This is a genomic window from Vibrio sp. N418 (assembly GCF_000222565.1).
Lineage (GTDB): Bacteria > Pseudomonadota > Gammaproteobacteria > Enterobacterales > Vibrionaceae > Vibrio > Vibrio scophthalmi.
Genome location: NZ_AFWD01000035.1, coordinates 33,263 through 55,354, shown reverse-complemented (window position 1 = coordinate 55,354; position 22,092 = coordinate 33,263). Strand labels below are relative to the sequence as shown.

Below are 22,092 nucleotides of genomic sequence, written 5' to 3'. Positions count from 1 at the left end.
TAGCAAGTATGACGATGTCAGTAGGGCAAGTGGCAGAACGGGCAGGAGTTGCGGTGTCGGCGTTGCATTTTTATGAGCAGAAAGGGTTGATTAGCAGCTGGCGAAATTCGGGTAATCAGCGTCGCTATGAGCGCAGCGTGATTCGTCGTGTCGCGGTAATTAAAGCGGCGCAACAAGTTGGGATGTCTTTGGAAGAAATCGGCCAAGCGTTTGCGATTTTACCTAAACACAAAGCGCCAACTAAAGCACAGTGGGAAGCGATGGCAACACAATGGCACGCCGATCTTGAGCATCGTATTTTGCAGTTGCAAGCATTGCAACGCGATCTTAATGGGTGTATTGGCTGTGGTTGTTTATCCCTTGATAGCTGCAATTTACGTAATCCAGAAGATAGTCGTGCAACTGATCATAGTGGCGAGTCATTACTAACTAATCCAGAAGACCAGTTTTAATCACGGTATCTAGATATAGCGCGACAGCCTAATGTCTAGACTCGCGGCTCTATAATGCGGGGCTATAGTGACAGAGCAAAAGTGAGCAAAATTGGCAAGGTTAATACGCTGAAAAAGTTACCATATAGCACCATAGAAGCCACTTCTGACGGTGATATTTGAAAGCGTTCCGCAAAGAGGAAATTCATCACGGCGGGCGGCAGCATGGCAAATAACACCATCATTTGTAATTGCATCGTTGGCAGTGGAATCAACCAATAAATGATTGCAAAAGCGATCGCGCCAGTGGCCAGTGACTGGATGCTACACACGAGACCTATTTTCAATCCGCTTAAACGCATATTACACATTTGTGCACCCAGAGATAATAACATCACTGGCACGGCGGCTTGACCGAGGAGCTTGGTGGCTTCATACAAGGGCATCCAAACGGACACATCACTGAGGTTGAGAATAAGTGCGCTTGCTGCAGCAAGAAAGACGGGCATTTTGATCACTTGCTTAAATGGATTTCCCCCGCTGAGCACCGCCAAGCCGATACTGACATGCGTACAGGCGGACACAACAAATAACAGCACTGCTGAGGCGAGCGCCGATTCACCAAATGTGTAAGTAAAAAGGGGAATGGCTAAGTTACCGCTATTACGAAACATATGCGGAGGAGCCCACGCCTTAAAATCTAACTTCATGATCTTGCAAATCGGGATCATCACCAATCCGGGAACGAGTACGGCGATTAATGCCGCGCTAAGCAGTGGGATCTGCTCAGTATCTAAAGGCATCGCGACCAGAGAGGAAAAGACCAGTGCAGGGGTAAAGGCATCCATATTGATGCGGTTAATTGCAGCAAAATCGGGACGAATCCAACGCCCAACAGAGTAGCCGGTCAAAACTAACGCGAAGACAGGAAAGAGTATCCCGACAACTTGTTGAAACATTCCATTGCGCCAAAAGGTGATGAAGAATTAGACAATATCAGGCTTGTTGATGGGAGTCATTACTACCATGATGATTTATTGTGATAACCAATCGTAAATGGCCGAGGAAAATTCTGTTATTGTCTGTCATTATCGCAGTAGACATGTATTCAAATGTTCTCGGAAGGGCATAGCAGTATGAGTAAGGACGAATTGAAAGGGCATATTGAGCTGGTGGGAGAAAGAGCGCTCATTGTAGAAGGTGGCGCGATGCGAGGCATATTCTCATGCGGCATTTTAGATCATTTTATGGCGCAAGAGTTCTCTCCTTTTGATAGTTTTTGGGGCGTATCAGCAGGTACCAGCAATTTAGCCGCGTATTTGGCACAGATGCCGGGAAGAAATCATAAAATTTACCTTGATTACAGCCTTCGCCGCGAGTTCTTTAATCTTCCTCAGTTTCTACGCGGTGGAGACATGATGGATCTCGATTGGATGTGGGCGATAACCCTAAAAGAGCTCGGTATCGATACCGCCGTCTTACAAGCGGATAAGCGTCCTTTTTTCATGGTCGTAACACGGCAAGATACCGGCCAGGCAGAGTATTTGACTCCTCATGTAGACAGTTTGGTTGAAACGATGAAAGCCTCAAGTGCTTTGCCGATTTTATATCGCCACGGCGTTGAACTGGAGGGGAGGCGCTACGTTGATGGCGGAGTTGCGGATGCCATTCCAGTTGCAGAAGCCATTCGTCGTGGAGCCAAGCAGATTATGGTGCTACGTAGTCGCCCGGAAAGCTACCGTAAAAGTAAAGATCGATTTTCGCTGATCATCAAACGCATGCTGCGTCAAACTCCTGCATTGGTTGAACCGATGTTGACTCGTTATCAGCGTTACAATCAAGCATTGGAACTGATTGCTAATCCACCGCAAGGTGTGGAGATTATTTCAATTTGTCCGCCAGAAGAGTTCAAGTTGCAACGTTTGAGCCGTGAAACCGCCTCTTTAGAGCATGGCTACCAACTTGGAATTGAAGCCGCTAAAGAGGCGATGAAACGTTGGCGTGGGATTGCCTCGGTATAAAAAACCTCAATTCGGCTACCGAGCGAGTTTAAGTTGATGAAAAAGTGCAGCAGAAGAGGCTTCAATCGATTGACCCGCGGTATCAATGCGGACCACGTTGCTGGATTCTGCCGTGTTGCTCCATGACTCGTAATGACGCTCAACCACTTGTTGCCAAGTGGGTAAAATGAGATTGGCGATTGGATTGAGGCGCGTTTCAATACGCTGTTGATGCTCTTCACGATGAGAGCAGGCGATTTCAATATTGATATAGTCTGCGCCAGCGAGACTCGCAACCGACTGCCACTCATCTCGAGTCAGTTGAATGGGATTACAACAGTCGGCAATAACGTTTAAGCTTAGTTTTAGGTTATCGCTGGCAATACGGTAGCTCAGTCGATAACCCTCACCCTCGACTTTCAATTGACATAAATCTCGCAGCGCTTGCTCAACGGTATCAATTCGTAAATAAATCGCGCCAGTCTGCTTGGCTAAAGCTTGGGCTAAGGTGGATTTACCACTGCCAGGTAGGCCAGAAAAAATATATAAAGTTGGAGTCGTCATGGTGTTTGTGTTTGGCTCTCATCACATTTAAGCGATTATTGTCACGAATAGATTGTCCAAAATATCATGCTTGGATAGAATTCCACCATCATTTCTGTAGGAGTTTACGCCACGATGGATTGCTAATACCTGTCATCCAAATCATCAGCCTATTTAGGCTCAATATTTTCTTGGACTACAGGGTTAGTGGGCGTAGCTTCGTCTTTACCTTTTGAACTCTTTTGCTTGGTTCGACATCGCCTTTAGGCGGTGTGTTCGCGATGGCTTGGAGTTGCACCGCTACGTCTATTTGCCCTCCAATATTAGGAGGTGATATGCCAAATACATCTATTCACTCAAATGGTAAAAATCTAATTCAAGCAAATAACGTCGGTTATCAATTTTCTGATGGCGGCATTCTTTTCTCATCAATCAGTTGTTCGCTCATTAATAGGCGAACGGGATTAGTCGGTCGTAATGGCTGCGGAAAATCCTTGTTAGCTGAATTATTGAGCGGTCAGCGACAGCCGACATCGGGGACGGTCACGATTAATACCACGCTTAGTTACTATTCACAACTGACCTCACAGTGGCTCGAATCCGATCAAACCATCGATCAAATGCTCAAGGTGGATAAGGTGTTAACTGCACTTGATCGTATAGAGCAGGGGGATTGTGCAGCACATTTGTTTGATGATGTTGCTGAGCGCTGGGATTTGAAACAGCAACTTGGAGAATTGCTTGGGAAATTGGGTTTACCGTTAGATTTTGATTTGCCGCTTCGTCATCTCTCAGGAGGACAACTGGCACGACTGCAGTTGTGGCAACTGTTTGAGAGTGATTCTGAATTACTGGTGCTCGATGAACCTTCTAACCATCTTGATTATCAGGCGAAGCAGTGGTTGGTGGATAAAATGCGCTCGTGGCAAGGCGCGATCTTATTGATCAGTCATGATCGGACTTTGTTGCGTGAAATGTCGACTATTTGGGCGTTAAACGGCGGGGAACTTCGGCAATATGGTGGTCATTACGATGATTATTTAACCCAGAAAACGACCCACCAGCAGGCATTGGATCGTCAAATGAATGTGGTTAAAACACAGTTACGACGAACCAAGCTTGAGCAGCAAAAAAATCAAGAAAAGGCGGATAAACGAGCCGCCCAAGGCAATAAAGTTCGCAAACAAGGTGGACAACCTAAAATATTACTTAATGCGATGAGAAATAGTGCGCAAGCCAGTGCGGCGAATCGTGCTACCAATCAGCGAGGACAAAGCGAACGTTTGAATCAAAGATTAGATGCGTTGCAAGCTCAGCAACAAGAACAGCAAGTAATCAAGATGCGATTAAAATCTCCACAACTAACAGCTAAACCGTTGCTTAATATTATCAATTTTACCGTTCCTTTTAGCCAATGTTACCCACTTAACGTTCAGTTAAGCAGTGGAGATAAGGTCTGGTTAATGGGTCATAATGGTTGTGGAAAGTCGACATTATTACAGCTTATTAAACGGCAGACTATGCCCGAGTTGCGCTGTAACTGTTCGGTGTTCTATTTAGACCAGCACTTTTCACTATTGCAGCCTGAGCATTCACTGCTCGATAACCTTGTTCACTATTGCTCTCATCTCAATCAAAGTGAAGCAAGAACGTTATTAGCGGGCATCGGGTTTAGGCGTGATGAGGTTCATCGCTTGAGTGGAAGTCTGAGTGGTGGCGAAAAGATGAAGCTCGCAATGACCATTGTAGGGCACCAAGCTGATTCACCATTGTTGTTATTGGATGAACCAGACAATCATCTTGACCTACACTCTAAGCGGGTGCTTAGTCAGGCATTAAAGGAGTATCCAGCGGCACTGATCTTGGTTAGCCATGATCAGGAGTTTGTTGCTGAAATCGGGATAAACCGAACGGTAATGTTTCAATCTTTAGTTAATAATGAATGAAAATTGGATCGTTCATTCTAACTTTCACGTAGCAGGCTTGGATCACAGAGTGGGTTAAGGCTGAGTGTTAGCGATGAATTTAGTGAAATTGAAGTAAACTAACAGAGGGATGGTATGTATAAATTAGTGGCTGGGTTGGCATCGTTAGCGATCGGTTTACTGATCTTTGCTGGTTACGTTACCTTGCTCTCGAACGAGTGGTACATACGCTATTCAACGGAAATGTTGTTGATGCTGCTTAGCCAAGTACCTAGCGTTAAATCTTGGGCTATTAATGCTGAATTTATCGATCTGCAGTTGGTTTTTACTCTTATTCAAGTTCTGGTTTTAAGTGGTGCGCTTGCGATGGTGTTTAGTTTATTGCTGGCGATATTTACGGGTTTAATCCGATATGTGCACTTTGTTATTTTGGGCGTGTTTATAGGCTTTATGTATCTGATTAGTCCAGCATTAATGGCTTTCGTTTCTAGCGGTTTTTTGACTAACGGTGTGATGCCTAATCCGGTATTGACTCAGCCCTTGGTAAAGGCATTAGTGTGGTATTTGCCTTTTATGGTAACGATTTTTATTTGTGCGAATATGAAACGCCGTCAGTATGTCTTGGCTGCCCGACGCTCATGGTTTCATTGAGTAATTCAAACTTTCATGAGTGGATGCGATAAGTAGAAAGGGTGATTGAAACATCAGGCAATAAAAAAGAGGCTTTAAGCCTCTTTTTTATCACCATTTAATAGCCGATAGGTCAGTCTTACACCAACTCGTAGCTGATCATATAAAGTTGGTCGAGATCAGGATAAATCTCCCCAATTAATCGCTTTAATTCATCTAACGGTAGGGCTTCTTGTTCCGCATGGAATTCATTGATGTCATCGAACAATAGTGGCTCAACAGACAAAATCTTAATCTCACACACTTTTTTGTCAGTTTCTAAGGTAAACACTTCGACTTGTGTGCCCGGAACATAGTGGCTTTCAGCTTCATCACGAATGGTAATAGTCTTCATACCAGAGGTGATCAACGGGGTTAGAAATTCAAAGAAAGTAATCTTAGTTGGCGCTTGGCTCATGAGGTATCCACCGTAGTATTTTAAGTGGTGAGTATACGTCAAAAATCGCAGAATCAGTCAATGTTGATCACGGTAAAATCAAATAATTCGCTAAGGAGTGCCGTGTCAGATTGGGATTGGCTATTTAGAAAGGGGCATTAAGGCTGCAAACTTAGAGGGCTGTCAGGGGAATATCGCACAAACGCGCTGGTTAGGTGATAACCAGCGGATTTTACTATCGCTGATTACGCTGAAATAGAATGTTTGAGGCAAATATTGGTGTTAGTGAGTGATCCCACAAACGCCACAATCATCAGTGGTCCAAGTAGACATGACATGAGAGCGCACGCTGCTTGTTTTAAAGGGTTAGCTTTCGCTGGCGTAAAAAACTGAGTAGCAAAAAAGATAAGTAAACCTGCTATCGACCAAACAATCATAAAATCCTCTATTTTTTCTTAAGGCTTATTGCCTCTACAAACAAGATAAAGGGTTTCGAACCAAGGGTGTTATGCGGGCGGTCACATTTTGAGATAGTCACTAGATAAATAGTTTAGCGCCGTGATGACTAGGTCAGTATTACTGATAAAAGTTACTTAGCCAAACTAAGGTTTGGATAAGTAACTTTCCTTAGCTGCAAGCTTGAAGCGTGAGATTCCTTAATCCAGATTAAGGTTTTTACTTGTCGAAGTCGTTACCATGCCGCTCATATTGGCAATAGTCACTAATGAAGAACAGCCCTGCAATTGTAGGGCTGTTCTTTTTGGTTGTGTCGATGAAGCAACCAATTCCTTTATTTCTCACTATGCGCTTCGAGCTGAATCGGTATCGAGAGCAAGGGGAAGAAAGGAGTTAGAATTTGATTGAGGAAAAGATTTGAGCATTTTGTTTTCACCATCCCGCATTGGCGGCATGACATTAAAAAACCGTTTCGTCCGTAGTGCAACATGGGAAAATTTGGCGACTGAAGATGGTCATATGACCGAAAAGTTGTACGACGTTTACCGAGAGTTAGCGGAAGGCGAAGTGGGCCTGATTGTGACCGGTTATGCCAACATTGTTGAAGAAGAGAAGCCTAATGCAGGCATGATGGGGATGTACAATGACTCATTCATCGACGAGTACCAAAAGCTGACGTCACTTGTGCATCAATATGATGCCAAGATCGTGATGCAGTTAGCTTATGGTGGTACTAAAACCACCTTTAATGTTGGCGAACGAGTGATCTTTGCTCCGAGTGAGGTCGCTGAGCGAGGCACGCAAACGCTCGGTAAAGCGATGACGCAGCAAGAGATTGACTATATTGTTGAAGCGTTTGCTCTTGCCACAAAACGCGCTCAAGATTCTGGATTTGATGGTGTTGAGATTCATGCCGCACACACCTATCTGATCAACCAATTTTTAAGCCCGTATTATAACCGTCGTGATGATCAATATGGTGGTAGCTTAGAAAATCGTATGCGCTTTTTGATTGAAATCTATCAGGCTTGTCGTGCACTTGTCGGTAACGATTTCCCAATTTTGGTTAAGTTGACCGCATCAGAGTTTTTCGCGGGTGGCGCAACGTTTGATGAGACTCGTGTAATCTGTAAAAAGCTCGAACAGATTGGTGTTGATGCGATTATTATCTCAGGCAACATTCACGGTAATGCGAGTAGCTTAGTGGGTGAGTCTTTTGATGGTTTTACCCTGCAGCAAGAAGGCTACTTCCACGAGTACGGACATGCCATTAGCCAAGATGTAAACGTACCTATCATTACCGTTGGCGGCTTGAGTGATATTCATGCCATTGAAGAGATGGCTGAAAATACCGGCATCGGGTACTTTGCACTGTCTCGCCCATTATTGGCTGAACCTGATTTGATCAAACGTTGGAAAGAGGGACAACGCGATGAGGTTGACTGTGAGCGCTGCTCTAAGTGTCGAACCAAACGCGGTAACTTCTGCGTGGTATATAACAAACGAAAATAGTCAGTCCTCTGCATGTTGCAAGGATGCTAAAGGCGCGAATACGTTGCCCTACAGAGAAGAACAATGAAAACTGAAAAACAGAAGATGTTAGCCGGTGAGCCTTACGACGCTTGGGACAAAACCTTGTACAGCGAGCGTATTGAGTGTCGTAAAACACTGCAGCAACTTAATAATGCGCTGCCAGATTCAGCCGAGTGGCGTGACGCGATTGATCGTCTGATCCCCAACTCACAGGGTGCGTATATTGAACCGCCATTTCGTTGCGATTACGGATCCAATATAGAGATTGGCAAAAACTTCTTTGCTAACTTCAATTGCGTGGTGCTTGATGTCGCGAAGGTCACGATTGGCGACAACGTTTTATTTGGCCCTAATATCCAGCTTTATGCCGCTGGTCATCCTTTGGATGTTCAAGGGCGGGTAGAGCAAGGTATTGAGTTTGGCTTGCCAATTACGATTGGTGATAATGTTTGGTTAGGTGGCAGTGTGGTGGTTTGTCCGGGCATCACGATTGGCGACAACTCGGTGATTGGTGCAGGCAGTGTGGTAACAAAAGATATTCCAGCCAATGTGGTCGCTGCAGGTAATCCGTGCCGAGTGATTCGTCCGCTTCAAGAGACGGATCGTCCTTCTCGCTAATCGTTCTGTTTTCAGGATAATTAAAACGCCTAAGCCGAGCTTAGGCGTTTTTGTATTGATATCCGACAAGTCGTCGATGTTTCGGCCGCGTGCCTACTTAAAAGTCACATTTGGCGTTGAAGACCATACGACGGTGATCGTAGGGGTGATCAAACGAAAGTTGCTCTGCATGCAGATGCAATCGTGAATCTTTCTCGCCATACAAACCATCACCGACCATCGCCATGTTTAGCCCCATATGGTGGGCACAATGGACACGAAGTTGGTGCGTACGGCCCGTTTTAGGATGCATATAGAGTTTACTGCGGCCATCTTCAGTCGCTATTAATTGCCAATAGGTAGTGGCGGGCTTTCCGTGCTCAAAACAGACCAATTGGCGTGGACGATCATCCGGATCACCACGCATTGGCAGGTTAATTTCCCCTTCAGTCTGCTCAACGATCCCTTCGACCATCGCGATATAACGCTTCTCAACGCCGCGAGTAATAAACTGCTTTTGTAAGCTCTTATTCGCACGGCGCGTTAGAGCAAAAACCAGTAAGCCGGAGGTCGCCATATCGAGGCGGTGCAGCACAAATGGCCCCTCTGCGTCGTCGTTAAACATCGCTTGTACGCGAGTATAAGCGGAATCTTTGATGGTTTTGCCAGGAACGGAAAGTAGACCTGAGGGCTTGTTGACCACCACAATCGCTTCATCTTGATAGATGACTTCTAACGCTTTGTCCGCGGCCCAGTTATCTTCAAGTGGGTTTGGGTCGACTTCTAGCCCTTGTAACATGTGGCCAAGGATCGGGTTACATTTACCGTGGCAAGAAGGATAGAACTTGGCGTGTTGGCGTACTTCTGACTTTGGCGACACGCCCCACCAAAATTCCGCCATCGCCAATGGGGTAAAGCCATGCTTATAGGCGTAATGCAGCATTTTTGGCGCGGCACATTCGCCCGCACCCGCAGGCGGTACCGGGTTAGTATTTGGGGCAAAAATGGCTTTTAACGATTTTTCTTCACCGCGCGCATTAAGGAAGCGGTATTGTTCGAACAATTTGTTTTGCAGCGCATTGGAAAGGAGCTTTCGCTGCTGCTTTGCGTGAGTGATGGCATCAGTCAATGTTGAGAGTTGAGCCTCTACAAGGCTAATTTTCTCATCCCATTCTAATTTTAGGTACTTGAGTACGTTTTTTTCCGCCACACTTTGCTTGGCAAGATCATCAACAACGGCGGCTAATTCTTGGCCACCCAACGTCTGCTCAGCTTGTTGGCGTTGTAGCTTACGAGTTGCTCTACCATCGATCATCGCTTGGCGCTGCTGTGCTTCTTGTGCTTGGTAGTCTGCTTTATATTGCGCTAACTGCTGGGTAAGTTCTGCGACCAATGGATTTGCCGTCAGTGCTTTAACTTGGGTATTTAATGCGGTGATTTCTTCTAGCTCTGTGCGGAAAAAGCACTCTTCAGCCAGCATATCAAACACTGGAGGGACAAAGTTTGGCAATAGGTTTTGCTCAGCAATTTTACCCGAGAAGGCACTGAGATAACCCAGTTCGCCTTGAGGCGAGCGCACTAATAACACGCCAAACATTTTACCGGTGCCATTTCCCGTCACCGTTGTTGGCTCATCAGTCGCAAGTTGCTGCTCGTCAGTTAGACCAAAATCATGTTGCCATGCTGTTTGAGTCGCGAGGTGTTGTTGTAACTCGTTGGCCGCAAGCACACAAAGCGGATGTGGCTGATAGTAAAACGGGAATGTGAACGCGCTTGGTAGATCGAACTGATCAATAGCGGCGTTAAAGCGGGTAAATAATTGCTCTGGTTGGTGCATGGTAAACTTCTATCAGCGACACGATGAGGCGCGATTTTACCTGTTTAGAGCAGGAATACCACCTTGCGTTACCTTAGGGGGAGGCAAGGTGGGTAATTGGATATTTGTTGCGGTGGTTCTGAAGCTAAGTCGTGAGGATTATTTCACGTAGTCTGATTGCATGCTGGCCAACCAATGGTGTGCCGTGCCGTCGCTTTTTTCCACCCAGATATCATTACGATATTGCTCAATACGTCCTTTTACGCTGAGTTTAAACGTGTTGTCTTTAACCGCAACAACGCGCAGGAATTGATCGGATGTAGTCAATACAGGTTCGTTATCACCCAATTCTGACCCGTTGGCGATCAGAAAATATTGGTTCATTTTATTGAGTTTACGATCGGTAGACACGATTTTGTAACCGACCAAACTAAACTCTTCGCCAATCGGCGTTGAAGAAACTTGTGGGCCGAGAGAGGTGTGAGTTGGGATGAATACCCAAGCAGCCACGCCAGCGGCAATTAGCACCAGCGCAAGTAGTACGATTTTAATTTTTGACATTATCGACTCTGAATAAAACAAGCGAACATAGATAGCGGCTAGTTTAGCTTAGCCTGACGAGGGAGCAAAGCGACAAAAAGAGAGCCAAGAAAGGAACGTTCTGATAAGGGTAAGTTGGTGTGCATGATTTTCGCTAAGTAGAGAGTAAAAACCCCGCCAGTGAAATTTGAGAGGGCGGGGTTTTAGGCAGTGATATTATTTAGTGATGCTCACTAACATCATTCAATCGACACTGCGTTTTAAGCGAAAAGGTACTTAGCATGGAAGCGTAAGTGCTCTTCAATAAATGTCGACATGAAATAGTAGCTGTGGTCGTAACCTGCTTGCATACGCAAAGTAAGGTCGGAACCATGTAGATCCGCAGCCGCTTGCAATGCATTTGGCATCAATTGCTCATGTAAGAAGCCATCTGCGTCACCTTGATCAACTAAGATTGGCAGCGCTGATTTGTTACGCTTTAGCAATTCAGATGCATCATATTGTTTCCACGTTTCTACCGAAGAACCGAGATACGCCGTAAATGCTTTTTGTCCCCAAGGACATTGAATTGGGTTACTGATTGGGCTAAACGCTGAGATTGAACGATAATTCGCGCTATTCTTTAGACCAATTGTTAACGCACCATGGCCACCCATGCTGTGTCCAGAAATCGATTTTACATCGCTGACTGGGAAATTTGCTTCAATCAGTTTAGGCAATTCTGTCACGATATAATCGTACATTTGGTAGTGTTTTGCCCAAGGCTGCTGGGTTGCATTGAGATAGAAACCTGCACCTTGGCCAAGATCATAGCCTTCATCATTGGCGACATTTTCTCCACGAGGGCTGGTATCAGGAGCGACAATCGCGATACCTAACTCAGCCGCAATACGGAAAGCGCCAGCTTTTTGCATGAAGTTTTCATCAGTACAAGTTAAGCCTGATAGCCAATACATCACAGGAACAGGGTTACTTGGTGATGCATTAGGTGGAAGAAAAATAGCAAAACGCATCGAACAGGCTAAAACGTCAGATTGATGCGTGTATTGTTTGTGCCAACCGCCAAAGACTTTCGCTTGGCTAATGTTTTCGATGGTCATACTCATCCTCAATGAGATTGCTCTTTGCCTCGAGGGGATAATTAGCGGTTGCTAAACCACTTCGAGCCAAATGAAATTTGTCATTCATCAACCATATAGATAAGCATGCTGATGAAGAGTGTCGATGCCGCTGGTGGCGGCACCGACCTTTAAAAGGAATGATTTAATCATTCGCAATAGGTAAAGATGTTACTTATCCATATGTAGAACAGTACGGATAGACTCACCTTTGTGCATTAGTTCAAAGGCTTCGTTAACGTCTTGTAGACCCATGGTATGAGTGATGAACTCTTGTAGGCCAAATTCGCCAGCCATGTAACGTTCAACGATTTCTGGTAGCTCAGAGCGGCCTTTAACACCACCGAAAGCAGAACCACGCCATACACGGCCAGTCACAAGTTGGAATGGACGAGTAGAGATCTCTTGGCCAGCACCGGCAACACCAATGATCACTGATTCGCCCCAACCTTTGTGGCAGCACTCAAGTGCTTGACGCATCACGTTTACGTTACCGATACACTCGAATGAGTACTCAACACCACCATCAGTCATCTCAACGATCACATCTTGGATTGGTTTGTCGAATTTCATTGGGTTGATGCAGTCAGTTGCGCCAAGTTGTTTTGCTAGCTCAAATTTGCTCTCGTTGATATCAACACCGATGATGCGGTTTGCACCCGCCATGCGAGCTCCAATGATTGCAGATAGACCGATACCACCTAGGCCAAATACTGCTACGTTGTCGCCTTTTTCAACTTTTGCAGTGTTTAGAACCGCGCCCATACCTGTTGTTACACCACAGCCTAGCAGACACACTTCTTCAAGTGGCGCTTCTTTGTTTACTTTCGCTAGTGAGATTTCTGGAAGCACTGTGTACTCAGAGAAAGTAGAACAACCCATGTAATGGAAAATGGTTTCGCCATTGATAGAGAAGCGGCTAGTACCGTCTGGCATTAGACCTTTACCTTGCGTTTCACGAACGGCTTGGCATAGGTTGGTTTTACCAGATTTACAGAATTTACATTCGCCACATTCTGCGGTGTAAAGAGGGATAACGTGATCGCCAACTTCAACACTTGTTACGCCTTCGCCGATCATTTCAACGATGCCGCCGCCTTCGTGGCCTAGAATTGAAGGGAAGATACCTTCTGGATCGTCACCTGATAGTGTGAATGCATCAGTGTGACAAACACCAGTGGCAACGATGCGTACCAGCACTTCGCCTGCTTTTGGAAGTTGAACATCAACTTCTTCCATTTTTAGAGGTTCGCCAGCTGCCCAAGCAACCATTGCTTTAGATTTAATGTGAGTTTGACCCGGTTTGATATCAAGCGCCATTGGAGTTTCCTTATTAACGTACCAGTGCAAATTCACTGGTATCAATTCTGTGTTTAAGAATAGTTGAGGTTTTTATGTCACGCTGCCTCATCAGATGGTGCCTATTTTAGGTATTTCACATCAAATGATAATCCGGTTAAACTGTAAATGATTTTTACCAATACGTAATAATAGAGAGTGACGATGGCGATTTGGGAAGGGGTAAGTGAATTTGTTGCGGTTGCAGAAACCAATAGCTTTACTGGCGCAGCAAGAAAGCTCAATACCTCAGTAGCGCAGATAAGCCGCAGAGTGGCAGCATTGGAAGATCGTCTGGCGGTAAAGTTATTGCACAGAACGACTCGTAAGGTGACGTTAACGGAAGCGGGACAGGTCTATTTTGAACAATGTAAATTGCTCGTGGAAGGATTAGAGCTGGCTGAATTAGCGGTAACGCAGTTGCAGACAGCGCCAAAAGGCAAACTAAAAATTACCGCCCCAGTCACTTACGGTGAAATGCATATTGCGCCATTACTGCACGAATTTTTATTGCTTTATCCGCAATTAGATTTGGAGTTGAACCTGACTAACCAAACGGTTGATTTGATTGAGAATGGGTATGATATTGCCATTCGTTTGGGACGTTTACGCGATTCTACCATGATCGCTAAGCGACTCTCTTCTCGCCAACTTTATGTGTGTGCGAGCCCGGACTATATTCAACGTTATGGTGCGCCGCATACGCTATCTGAATTATCACATCATCAGTGTTTAGTCGGGTCGGTGGAGTATTGGCACTTTCAAGATAAAAAGTCTGAGAAATCATTGCGAGTGAGTGGGCGAATTCAATGCAACTCGGGTTTTTCTCTGCTTGATGCTGCGAAACGCGGATTGGGGTTAGTACAGTTACCTGATTATTACGTTCAAGCAGGGCTAGACAGCGGCGAATTGGTGGAAGTGTTAAAAGAGTATCGTGATGAACGTGAAGGGATTTGGGCGCTGTTTCCACAAAACCGCAACTTATCACCGAAAGTACGTCTATTGATCGATTTTTTGGCTGAGAAGATGGCGGATTAAGAGGCTTGGTCTTTGTTGGTTCAGTGGTATTGTAACTAATAACGAGACTCCCTTCTTAAGGGAATCTCGTTATAGCCAGAGCAACGCTCTTATTACGAGGGCGTGACTGAGCAAATCACAAGCGAGAGATTTATGCTGTTGGTTTCCGCTAAATCAGTCGTTCTCCTGCGCATCCTGCTGTTTAATCACTTTATGGCCATCTTCTGATACGCCATTTTTCCAGTAGCTACTGATGTAAATAAAATCACGCTCGATGGCTTTGTCATTACGCAGGTATTGACGCAGTGCACGCATAGCATCAAATTCACACGCTACCCATGCAGAAGCTTGACCTTCTAACCAGTTAAGTTGGCGCACTGCCTCAGCTAGGTCACTGGTAACCCAATGCACTTCAATACCCTTTGGCACCACAAGCTCTTGGATGTCTTCTTCGCTAAGCACTTCAACGACGACGTAACCTTTGGCCTCTGCAGGCAACTGACGCACCTTGGCTGATAACGCTGGCAGTGCCGTCATATCCGCGGCTAATACAAACCAGTCAGCAGAAAGATTTAGGCTAGAAATTGTGCCTGGTCCACGAATTTCAATCGTATCACCTAGTGTGGCATTCATCGCCCAACGTGATGCAAACCCACACTGGTTGTCCGCTGTAATGTGACGAACGAAGTCAACTTCGATGGCGTTTTCATCGGCCATAAAGCGACGAATAGTATAGGTGCGCATCATTGGACGTTCACCCTCAGCAAGCGAAGATAAGTCGGTACTACCGTTTTGATTAAACAGCAGTTTGATGTAGCCGCCTTCACAATCGCTTGGGAAGTTTGCTAGCACGTCGCCTTGTAAGACAAGACGCTGCATGTTTGGCGTAATGATGTTATTACTGCGAACCGTTACTGCTTGAGAAGTGGAAGTTTGAGGTCTAGTCGCTTGCGGCATAGTCAACTCGATAGTGAATAGTGATTTTTATTGAGAATAACACTCAATATCGTCCGCAAACAGCATCTTTAAACTAATTTACATTTGTGACGCCCTAGAGAGGAATGATAAATCTAGGTCTAGGGCGCGTTAACGTGGCGATCAAAGCGTGTATTTAATCATTGCCTGTTTTGCTTATGATGACATAACGATTTACAACATCGGTATCGTTGATGCCACGAGTAGCAGCGCCATTGAATAGTTAAACGTTCGCACTCGAACTGGTGTGGTTAAAAAGTGCTGTAGTTTTTGCCCTGCTACGGTCCAAAATGAAACGGATGGGACATTCGCGAGGGCATAAACCAGTGCGATAATCGTTAATCCAAGCCAGCTATTATGTGGGTTGTATACGCTCACTGCCGTTAGCGCCATGGACCAACCTTTTGGATTCACCCACTGAAAGCTAGCGGCTTGCCAAAAGCTAAGTGGTTGATAGTTAAGGGTGGTTTCGCTAGGAGGTTGGCTGCGTGCGATTTGCCAGGCGAGATAGGCTAAATAGGTTAAGCTGACGACTTTGAGACCTTGATGTACGATCGGGTATTGCTCAAATAATTCAACTAAGCCGAATCCCACTAGTATCACCATGACAGGGAAGCCAATGGTGATACCAAGCATGTGGGGAATGGTTTTATTAAAGCCGACGTTTGCCCCAGAAGACATCAGCATTAAATTATTCGGTCCGGGTGTAAAGGTAGATACAAACGCAAACAGCGCCAGTGCGGTAAGTTGTTCCCATTGCATAATATTCTCTCGCTGTTTTGAAAGTGAAGTTCAATAGAGTGATGTATTGCTGACCGGTCTAAAAATAGTCTACGTAGTAATTGGCTCAATTTTGTGCTTTTATTGCTTGGTATTGAATTAAATAAGCAATGAAAGTTCGTTATGGATAGATTTGAAGAAAGAATATTGCAGGAGCTAAAAAGGGACGGTCGAATCTCGAATGTGGATTTGGCCAATATCATAGGTCTGTCACCTTCAGCTACACTGCGTCGAGTACAAGATTTAGAAAAGCGTGGTGTGATTACCGGTTATAAAGTAAAGCTCAATACCATCGAGCTAGGTATTGGTTTTATTGCTTATGTCTCGATTGGGCTTGCTAGTCATCGCAAGCAAGCACAGCTGGCTTTTGAAGAGCATGTTCGTGACGTAGATGAAGTGGTGGAGTGCCACAATATTACCGGTTCGACAGAGTATCTATTGCGTGTTGAAACCAAGGATCTCATCAGCTATAAAAAATTTCACGCCGATGTATTGGGCGAGTGCGAGCATGTCAATTCCATCACCACCATGGTTGTCATGGGCTCTCCGAAAGACGCACGTTAGCTTTTTAATACTGGGTTAATCTTGCTATTTAAAACCCCACAAAAAGTGAGTTTGTAATAAAAAACAAATAGATATGAAATTTAACTTTCATTTTTGTGCCATGTGATTTTCATATTTGATCGCTAATTTAGTCACCAGCAAAAGCAATTGAGCGCATAGCTCACGACTAACTTAGGGAAAAGAAAATGAAAAAAGCAGCAGTGGCACTTGCCGTCTTTGCCGGTCTAACTTCAGGTTCAGCGCTAGCCGCAACAGTATATAGTGCGGATGGCACTGAGTTGAAAGTTGGTGGTCGTGTTGAATTTCGTGGTGACTTTATCGGTACATCAAAAGGGGCTGAGATCGACGGTACGATGAAAGACAGTACGCGTGCACGTCTTAACCTTAAAGGTAAATCTCAAATTACGGATGAGTTGACCGCTTTTGCCGTTTACGAAGGTGAGCAAGATACTGGTGATAACCTATTTGAAAACCGCTACATGTACGCTGGTCTTCAAGGTGAATTCGGCGCAGTCTCTTTTGGCCGTCAAGATATGGCATCAGTGATTGTGTCAGATATGACCGATATCACCGAGTTTTCTGGCATTCAGCAAGTGATTGAGTCTGCAAGCGACAAGCAAAACAGCGTGTTTAAGTACGCAGGCGATTTTGATGCGCTGCAAGTTGAAGCAACTTATCAAGCGAACCAGGCGAAAGACACGGATGGCTACGGTATTTCTGGTCTTTATTCACTGCCAATGGGGTTAGATTTAGGTTTGGCCTTCTCTGGTACTGATTTAGGTCAAGGGGCGGGTAGTGCTTCTGAAGCGCTATTTGGCTTAGGTTTTACAATAGAAAACCTTTACCTTGCAGGCACATATTCATTCGGCGACCTAAATGACAAAGCCAGCGGTACGGAAGATAAAGAATTTACTGCGATGGAATTTGTCGCTCAGTATCAATTCAATAAACAGTTTTCAGCGGCTGCGCTTTATACCAAGCAAGAAAATGAACAAGCGGATAGCGCAAAATATGACAAGACCGAAGGCGTAGAACTGGTCGGCTACTACAAGTTTAACGGTAATTTCCGCACTTATCTTTCATACTACCTAAACGGTTTGGATGAAGTAAAAGATGTAGATAGTGGTCTAGTGATTAAAGGTGAGGATACGCTTCGTCTTGGTGTTCGTTACGATTTCTAACTGGCGTGAGCCCATCATTTCTTCAAGCCAGAGCAATGCTCTGGCTTTTTTCTTTTAGTTCAGTGGCTTAAAAAACTTGTCGGCATATTGACCGTGGTGACGTTTTTTTGACGGGTTTTGTATATTAAGTTGTTATAATTTAATGACTTAATCGGGTGGACTTGTGGTGTGTAATTGTAATAGACTCGCCGCCTCGATGGGAGAATTCCCAAAGCATGGATGCGCACTTAGAACCTGATAATAAAGGCCAACCATGCAGTTTTCACTGAAAAACCTTTCTATTCGCACCCAAGTACTGTTGCCAGTGCTGTTCACTACTTTCGCTCTCTTTATTGCCCTTTGGATCACCAAAAACAATCTACAGCAAGAGCAAGCGGTGGTTTCTGATAACACCCAGTCCTTGGTTTACTATAAAGATTCGTTAGCCAAAATCGACGACCAAGTTTACCCACTACGTATTAGTGCGGTGTATGCCATTTACGATGCCGATCGTCGCGATTCATTTCTTGCCGAGCTGAAGCAAAGTATGCGCGAGATCCAACGTGACTTAGATGGCATGGCAAAACGAGGTACATTCCGCACCGAAGTTAATCAAGTGAACCGTACGATTGAAGACTATGTACGTCAGTCAGAGCAAGCGGTAACGTTTTTCAACCGTCGTGACCAAGGTTTGGTATCACAGCAAGAATATAATGACTTTATTGCCAAATATCGTACTGCCGGCAATGTGATGGTTGGTTCAATTAATGAACTTTCTAAGAAAGTAAACGCAGTCGCCACAACGGCGATGGCAGAAAGTGAAAAAGCGGCGCAGAACGTACAAAGTTTCGCTATGTGGACAGTTCTAAGTGTTTTGAGCTTGTCATTAGTTGTGGCATGGTTCCTGTCAGGTATGATTGTGACGCCAATTCAGACTCTGCAACAAGTGATGCGTAAGATTGCTCACGGTGATTTATCTGTCCGTGCGGAGACTGATGGTGACAACGAAGTGGCACAGCTTAGCCAAGATGTAAATCAAACCGTTGAGCAGCTGCATTCGACCGTTGATCACTTAACTCGTATTAGTGAAGAAGTCGCGTCGGCATCAACAGAACTTGCAGCGGTAATGACGCAAGCAGAAAACAATGCTCAACAGGAGCTGATGGAGATTGAACAAGTCGCTTCAGCGGTTAACGAGTTAGCATGTACGGCTGACAACGTTAGCGATAATGCACAATTGGCTGATACCACTGCTCGTGACGCAGAACAATTAGCCCTCTCTGCCTTAGCGACCTTTGAAGAAAGTAATGCTGCCAGTGAACAAATGGGCCATGCACTTAACGATGCGGCACTGGTCGTGACTAAGCTGAAAGAACAATCTGAGCAAATCAACAATGTGATTGAAGTGATCAGTGGTATCTCTGAACAAACCAACTTGTTGGCGTTAAACGCAGCAATTGAAGCGGCACGTGCCGGTGAATCGGGCCGTGGCTTTGCGGTTGTCGCTGATGAAGTGCGCATGCTGGCTGCACGTACACAAGCTTCAACGGTTGAAATTCAAAGTATTATTGAAGAGCTACAGAAGCAGTCGGGCCTTGCGAACGATGGTATGCAGATGAGCCTTGATATGTTGACCAAGAATAACGACCTAGCGCGTCACGCTAATGAAGCGTTAGTGGGTATTACCGAAGCCGTTACGCACATTAATGATGCCAATACACAAGTTGCAACGGCAGCTGAGCAGCAATCGCAAGTGACGCAAGACATTAACCGTAACGTGGTGAACATGTCTGAGTTGGTAAATCAGAATGTTACAGGTATTAGCCAAAGCGCGAGTGCGAGTAATGAACTGTCTCAGCTAGCTGAGAAGCAAAAAGCACAATTATCGTTCTTTACCCTGTAAGGCGTGTCGTGGTCAATGTTGTCTTTCTTGATGCGAGAATACGAGAAATGGTATGACTAGAAACAGGGCTACAATGTTAGGGGTATCCCCCTAAGCCTTGAAAAGCAAAGCTTACAGGCATACAGCAATATATCTAAACGCCGCCAGCGTCTTTCGCTTGGCGGCGTTTTTGTTGTATTGCTTATGAAATAATCACGAGTAAAGGTTATTCATCGAAATGTGTGACTTTGATTGTTATTTTGTCTGGTTCGGTTACAATGTGCGCCTATTCGTAGGAAGGGGCATCCGTATTTGTCTCTAAATGCGAACGAAAAACCAAATTCACTAATCGGTTTAAATGGCTTAAAGCGATTAAATAAGCAAGTGTTGCTTGGTATGCAACACCACTGTAAGGATTATACATGCCTATTATTACTCTTCCTGACGGCAGTCAGCGTCAATTTGACAACCCAGTTTCTACTCTTGAAGTTGCACAATCTATCGGCCCTGGTCTTGCAAAAGCAACCATCGCTGGTCGTGTTAACGGTCAACGCGTTGATGCATGCGATCTTATTGAACAAGACGCAAGCCTAGAAATCATCACAGTAAAAGATGAAGTGGACGGTCTAGAAATCGTTCGTCACTCTTGTGCTCACCTTCTAGGTCATGCAATCAAGCAGCTTTACCCACAAGCGAAAATGGCGATCGGTCCAACGATCGACAGCGGTTTCTACTACGATATCGATCTAGAAGAGTCGCTAACGCAAGACGATCTTGAAAAGATCGAAAAGCGTATGAAAGAGCTTGCGAAGACCAAGTACGAAGTTGTTAAAAAGAAAGTTAGCTGGCAGGAAGCGCGTGACGCATTCGAAGCGCGTGGCGAAACTTACAAAATGGAAATCTTGGATGAGAACGTTGCTCGTGACGACCGTCCAGGCCTATACCATCATGAAGAATACATTGACATGTGTCGTGGTCCTCACGTACCAAACATGGGCTTCTGCCAACACTTCACACTGTTGAATGTTGCAGGCGCTTACTGGCGTGGTAACAGCGACAATAAAATGCTACAACGTATTTACGGTACTGCTTTCCATGATAAGAAAGCACTTAAGGCGCACCTAACTCGCCTTGAAGAAGCGGCTAAACGCGACCACCGTAAACTCGGTAAGCAGCTTGACCTATTCCACATGCAGCAAGAAGCACCAGGTATGGTGTTCTGGCACCATAATGGCTGGTCAATCTTCCGTGATCTAGAAGTATTTGTACGTTCTAAGCTAGACGAGTACGGCTACCAAGAAGTAAAAGGTCCACTTATTATGGATCGCGTTCTTTGGGAGCGTTCTGGTCACTGGGACAAATACGCTGAGGCGATGTTCACGACTTCTTCTGAGAACCGTGATTACGCACTGAAGCCGATGAACTGTCCAGGTCACATTCAGATCTTTAACCAAGGCCTGAAATCTTACCGTGATCTACCATTACGTATGGCTGAGTTTGGCTCATGTCACCGTAATGAACCATCAGGTGCTCTACACGGTATCATGCGTGTACGTGGCTTTACTCAAGATGACGCTCATATTTTCTGTACTGAGAGTCAAATCCAAGAGGAAGTGACGAGCTGTATCAAGATGGTTTATGATACATACCAGACATTCGGTTTTGACAACATTGTTGTTAAACTATCAACACGTCCTGAAAACCGTGTTGGTTCTGATGAAATCTGGGATCAATCAGAACAAGCGCTTAAACTATCTCTTGAATCGATGGATATCCCATACGAAATTCAAGAGGGCGAAGGTGCATTCTACGGTCCTAAGATTGAATTTACTCTACATGACTGCTTAGACCGTGCGTGGCAATGTGGTACAGTACAGCTAGACTTTAACCTACCAAATCGCCTAGGTGCGACTTACGTAGGCGAGAGCAATGAGCGCCTTGTACCAGTTATGATCCACCGCGCGATTTTAGGCTCTCTAGAGCGTTTCATCGGTATTCTAATTGAAGAATATGCGGGCTTCTTCCCAACGTGGTTGGCTCCTGAACAAGCAGTAATTATGAACATTACTGACAAACAGGCTGATTACGCACAAGAAGTAGCAAAAAAATTGCAAAAAAGTGGAATTAGAGCCAAAGCGGACTTGAGAAATGAGAAGATTGGCTTTAAAATCCGCGAACATACATTGAAGCGTGTACCGTTTATGCTAGTTTGTGGCGACCAAGAGATGGAAGCAGGCGAAATCGCAGTCCGTACACGTAGAGGCAAGGATCTTGGCAAATTTAAAGTGGATGATTTAATTACATACATCCAAGCCGAGATTACTAGCCGTAAGCTCAATCTGGAGGAATAA

General features: G+C 45.1%; 20 protein-coding genes. 11 read left to right on the top strand and 9 right to left on the bottom strand.

Annotated features, from left to right (window positions below; genetic code table 11):
* Positions 1 to 8: 8 nt before the first annotated feature.
* Positions 9 to 452, top strand: a complete 444-nt coding sequence (soxR, locus tag RH86_RS05710) for a redox-sensitive transcriptional activator SoxR (RefSeq protein WP_005599922.1) — start codon at positions 9 to 11, stop codon at positions 450 to 452.
* A 62-nt stretch (positions 453 to 514) separates the two neighbouring features.
* Here soxR and RH86_RS05705 read toward each other — a convergent pair whose 3' ends face one another.
* Positions 515 to 1,390, bottom strand: coding sequence for an AEC family transporter (locus tag RH86_RS05705; protein ID WP_009385476.1), 876 nt, complete (start codon positions 1,388 to 1,390; stop codon positions 515 to 517).
* Between the two features lie 177 nt (positions 1,391 to 1,567).
* Between RH86_RS05705 and RH86_RS05700 the strand changes: the two genes are divergently transcribed.
* Positions 1,568 to 2,452: a patatin family protein gene (locus RH86_RS05700; protein WP_009385475.1), complete on the top strand. Its 885-nt coding sequence runs from the start codon at positions 1,568 to 1,570 to the stop codon at positions 2,450 to 2,452.
* 15 nt (positions 2,453 to 2,467) lie between these two features.
* Here RH86_RS05700 and RH86_RS05695 read toward each other — a convergent pair whose 3' ends face one another.
* A complete protein-coding gene (locus RH86_RS05695; protein ID WP_009385474.1) occupies positions 2,468 to 2,995 on the bottom strand; it encodes an AAA family ATPase in 528 nt (175 codons plus the stop codon).
* Between the two features lie 314 nt (positions 2,996 to 3,309).
* Here RH86_RS05695 and RH86_RS05690 point away from each other — a divergent pair, with 314 nt between their 5' ends.
* Together RH86_RS05690 and RH86_RS05685 are read left to right on the top strand one after the other, a co-directional pair.
* Complete coding sequence (locus RH86_RS05690) at positions 3,310 to 4,920, top strand: ATP-binding cassette domain-containing protein (protein ID WP_009385473.1); 1,611 nt, start codon at positions 3,310 to 3,312, stop codon at positions 4,918 to 4,920.
* A 114-nt stretch (positions 4,921 to 5,034) separates the two neighbouring features.
* Positions 5,035 to 5,550 carry a hypothetical protein gene (locus RH86_RS05685; RefSeq protein ID WP_009385472.1) on the top strand — a complete coding sequence of 172 codons (516 nt, stop codon included), beginning with the start codon at positions 5,035 to 5,037 and terminating at the stop codon, positions 5,548 to 5,550.
* A 118-nt stretch (positions 5,551 to 5,668) separates the two neighbouring features.
* Here RH86_RS05685 and yqfB read toward each other — a convergent pair whose 3' ends face one another.
* A complete protein-coding gene (gene yqfB, locus RH86_RS05680) occupies positions 5,669 to 5,986 on the bottom strand; it encodes a N(4)-acetylcytidine aminohydrolase (RefSeq protein WP_009385471.1) in 318 nt (105 codons plus the stop codon).
* Positions 5,987 to 6,838: 852 nt separating this feature from the next.
* Between yqfB and RH86_RS05670 the strand changes: the two genes are divergently transcribed.
* Both RH86_RS05670 and RH86_RS05665 read left to right on the top strand, forming a co-directional pair.
* Positions 6,839 to 7,933, top strand: a complete 1,095-nt coding sequence (locus RH86_RS05670; protein ID WP_009385470.1) for an NADH:flavin oxidoreductase — start codon at positions 6,839 to 6,841, stop codon at positions 7,931 to 7,933.
* Between the two features lie 63 nt (positions 7,934 to 7,996).
* On the top strand, positions 7,997 to 8,572 hold the full coding sequence (locus RH86_RS05665) for a sugar O-acetyltransferase (protein WP_009385469.1): 576 nt from the start codon (positions 7,997 to 7,999) through the stop codon (positions 8,570 to 8,572).
* Positions 8,573 to 8,669: 97 nt separating this feature from the next.
* Here RH86_RS05665 and RH86_RS05660 read toward each other — a convergent pair whose 3' ends face one another.
* The 4 genes from RH86_RS05660 to RH86_RS05645 form a co-directional block, all read right to left on the bottom strand.
* Positions 8,670 to 10,388, bottom strand: a complete 1,719-nt coding sequence (locus tag RH86_RS05660; RefSeq protein WP_009385468.1) for an RluA family pseudouridine synthase — start codon at positions 10,386 to 10,388, stop codon at positions 8,670 to 8,672.
* Between the two features lie 138 nt (positions 10,389 to 10,526).
* Positions 10,527 to 10,928: a hypothetical protein gene (locus tag RH86_RS05655; RefSeq protein WP_009385467.1), complete on the bottom strand. Its 402-nt coding sequence runs from the start codon at positions 10,926 to 10,928 to the stop codon at positions 10,527 to 10,529.
* Between the two features lie 239 nt (positions 10,929 to 11,167).
* Positions 11,168 to 12,007, bottom strand: coding sequence for an S-formylglutathione hydrolase (gene fghA, locus RH86_RS05650; protein ID WP_009385466.1), 840 nt, complete (start codon positions 12,005 to 12,007; stop codon positions 11,168 to 11,170).
* Positions 12,008 to 12,196: 189 nt separating this feature from the next.
* The gene (locus RH86_RS05645) at positions 12,197 to 13,345 is read right to left on the bottom strand and encodes an S-(hydroxymethyl)glutathione dehydrogenase/class III alcohol dehydrogenase (RefSeq protein ID WP_009385465.1); all 1,149 of its coding nucleotides are present in this window, start codon (positions 13,343 to 13,345) and stop codon (positions 12,197 to 12,199) included.
* Positions 13,346 to 13,528: 183 nt separating this feature from the next.
* On the opposite strand from RH86_RS05645, the gene RH86_RS05640 reads away from it, so the two are divergent.
* Positions 13,529 to 14,401 carry a LysR family transcriptional regulator gene (locus tag RH86_RS05640; protein WP_009385464.1) on the top strand — a complete coding sequence of 291 codons (873 nt, stop codon included), beginning with the start codon at positions 13,529 to 13,531 and terminating at the stop codon, positions 14,399 to 14,401.
* A 153-nt stretch (positions 14,402 to 14,554) separates the two neighbouring features.
* On the opposite strand, the gene RH86_RS05635 is transcribed toward RH86_RS05640, so the two are convergent.
* Together RH86_RS05635 and RH86_RS05630 are read right to left on the bottom strand one after the other, a co-directional pair.
* Positions 14,555 to 15,337 (bottom strand): siderophore-interacting protein, encoded by a 783-nt coding sequence (locus tag RH86_RS05635; RefSeq protein WP_009385463.1) that lies wholly within the window; start codon positions 15,335 to 15,337, stop codon positions 14,555 to 14,557.
* Between the two features lie 192 nt (positions 15,338 to 15,529).
* Positions 15,530 to 16,117: a LysE family translocator gene (locus tag RH86_RS05630; RefSeq protein ID WP_009385462.1), complete on the bottom strand. Its 588-nt coding sequence runs from the start codon at positions 16,115 to 16,117 to the stop codon at positions 15,530 to 15,532.
* A 141-nt stretch (positions 16,118 to 16,258) separates the two neighbouring features.
* Here RH86_RS05630 and RH86_RS05625 point away from each other — a divergent pair, with 141 nt between their 5' ends.
* The 4 genes from RH86_RS05625 to thrS all read left to right on the top strand — a co-directional run bounded on the left by RH86_RS05625 (position 16,259) and on the right by thrS (position 22,092).
* Positions 16,259 to 16,699, top strand: coding sequence for an Lrp/AsnC family transcriptional regulator (locus RH86_RS05625; protein ID WP_038219306.1), 441 nt, complete (start codon positions 16,259 to 16,261; stop codon positions 16,697 to 16,699).
* Between the two features lie 185 nt (positions 16,700 to 16,884).
* On the top strand, positions 16,885 to 17,880 hold the full coding sequence (locus RH86_RS05620) for a porin (RefSeq protein WP_009385460.1): 996 nt from the start codon (positions 16,885 to 16,887) through the stop codon (positions 17,878 to 17,880).
* Positions 17,881 to 18,133: 253 nt separating this feature from the next.
* Positions 18,134 to 19,762 (top strand): methyl-accepting chemotaxis protein, encoded by a 1,629-nt coding sequence (locus RH86_RS05615; RefSeq protein ID WP_009385459.1) that lies wholly within the window; start codon positions 18,134 to 18,136, stop codon positions 19,760 to 19,762.
* Positions 19,763 to 20,163: 401 nt separating this feature from the next.
* Positions 20,164 to 22,092: a threonine--tRNA ligase gene (gene thrS / locus RH86_RS05610; RefSeq protein ID WP_009385458.1), complete on the top strand. Its 1,929-nt coding sequence runs from the start codon at positions 20,164 to 20,166 to the stop codon at positions 22,090 to 22,092.

Excerpts from the sequence above, each read along its gene's own strand:
- soxR (WP_005599922.1), top strand. The coding sequence starts at position 9 with ATGACGATGTCAGTAGGGCAAGTGGCAGAACGGGCAGGAGTTGCGGTG.
- RH86_RS05705 (WP_009385476.1), bottom strand. The coding sequence starts at position 1,390 with ATGTTTCAACAAGTTGTCGGGATACTCTTTCCTGTCTTCGCGTTAGTT.
- RH86_RS05700 (WP_009385475.1), top strand. The coding sequence starts at position 1,568 with ATGAGTAAGGACGAATTGAAAGGGCATATTGAGCTGGTGGGAGAAAGA.
- RH86_RS05695 (WP_009385474.1), bottom strand. The coding sequence starts at position 2,995 with ATGACGACTCCAACTTTATATATTTTTTCTGGCCTACCTGGCAGTGGT.
- RH86_RS05690 (WP_009385473.1), top strand. The coding sequence starts at position 3,310 with ATGCCAAATACATCTATTCACTCAAATGGTAAAAATCTAATTCAAGCA.
- RH86_RS05685 (WP_009385472.1), top strand. The coding sequence starts at position 5,035 with ATGTATAAATTAGTGGCTGGGTTGGCATCGTTAGCGATCGGTTTACTG.
- yqfB (WP_009385471.1), bottom strand. The coding sequence starts at position 5,986 with ATGAGCCAAGCGCCAACTAAGATTACTTTCTTTGAATTTCTAACCCCG.
- RH86_RS05665 (WP_009385469.1), top strand. The coding sequence starts at position 7,997 with ATGAAAACTGAAAAACAGAAGATGTTAGCCGGTGAGCCTTACGACGCT.
- RH86_RS05660 (WP_009385468.1), bottom strand. The coding sequence starts at position 10,388 with ATGCACCAACCAGAGCAATTATTTACCCGCTTTAACGCCGCTATTGAT.
- RH86_RS05655 (WP_009385467.1), bottom strand. The coding sequence starts at position 10,928 with ATGTCAAAAATTAAAATCGTACTACTTGCGCTGGTGCTAATTGCCGCT.
- fghA (WP_009385466.1), bottom strand. The coding sequence starts at position 12,007 with ATGACCATCGAAAACATTAGCCAAGCGAAAGTCTTTGGCGGTTGGCAC.
- RH86_RS05645 (WP_009385465.1), bottom strand. The coding sequence starts at position 13,345 with ATGGCGCTTGATATCAAACCGGGTCAAACTCACATTAAATCTAAAGCA.
- RH86_RS05640 (WP_009385464.1), top strand. The coding sequence starts at position 13,529 with ATGGCGATTTGGGAAGGGGTAAGTGAATTTGTTGCGGTTGCAGAAACC.
- RH86_RS05635 (WP_009385463.1), bottom strand. The coding sequence starts at position 15,337 with ATGCCGCAAGCGACTAGACCTCAAACTTCCACTTCTCAAGCAGTAACG.
- RH86_RS05630 (WP_009385462.1), bottom strand. The coding sequence starts at position 16,117 with ATGCAATGGGAACAACTTACCGCACTGGCGCTGTTTGCGTTTGTATCT.
- RH86_RS05625 (WP_038219306.1), top strand. The coding sequence starts at position 16,259 with ATGGATAGATTTGAAGAAAGAATATTGCAGGAGCTAAAAAGGGACGGT.
- RH86_RS05620 (WP_009385460.1), top strand. The coding sequence starts at position 16,885 with ATGAAAAAAGCAGCAGTGGCACTTGCCGTCTTTGCCGGTCTAACTTCA.
- RH86_RS05615 (WP_009385459.1), top strand. The coding sequence starts at position 18,134 with ATGCAGTTTTCACTGAAAAACCTTTCTATTCGCACCCAAGTACTGTTG.
- thrS (WP_009385458.1), top strand. The coding sequence starts at position 20,164 with ATGCCTATTATTACTCTTCCTGACGGCAGTCAGCGTCAATTTGACAAC.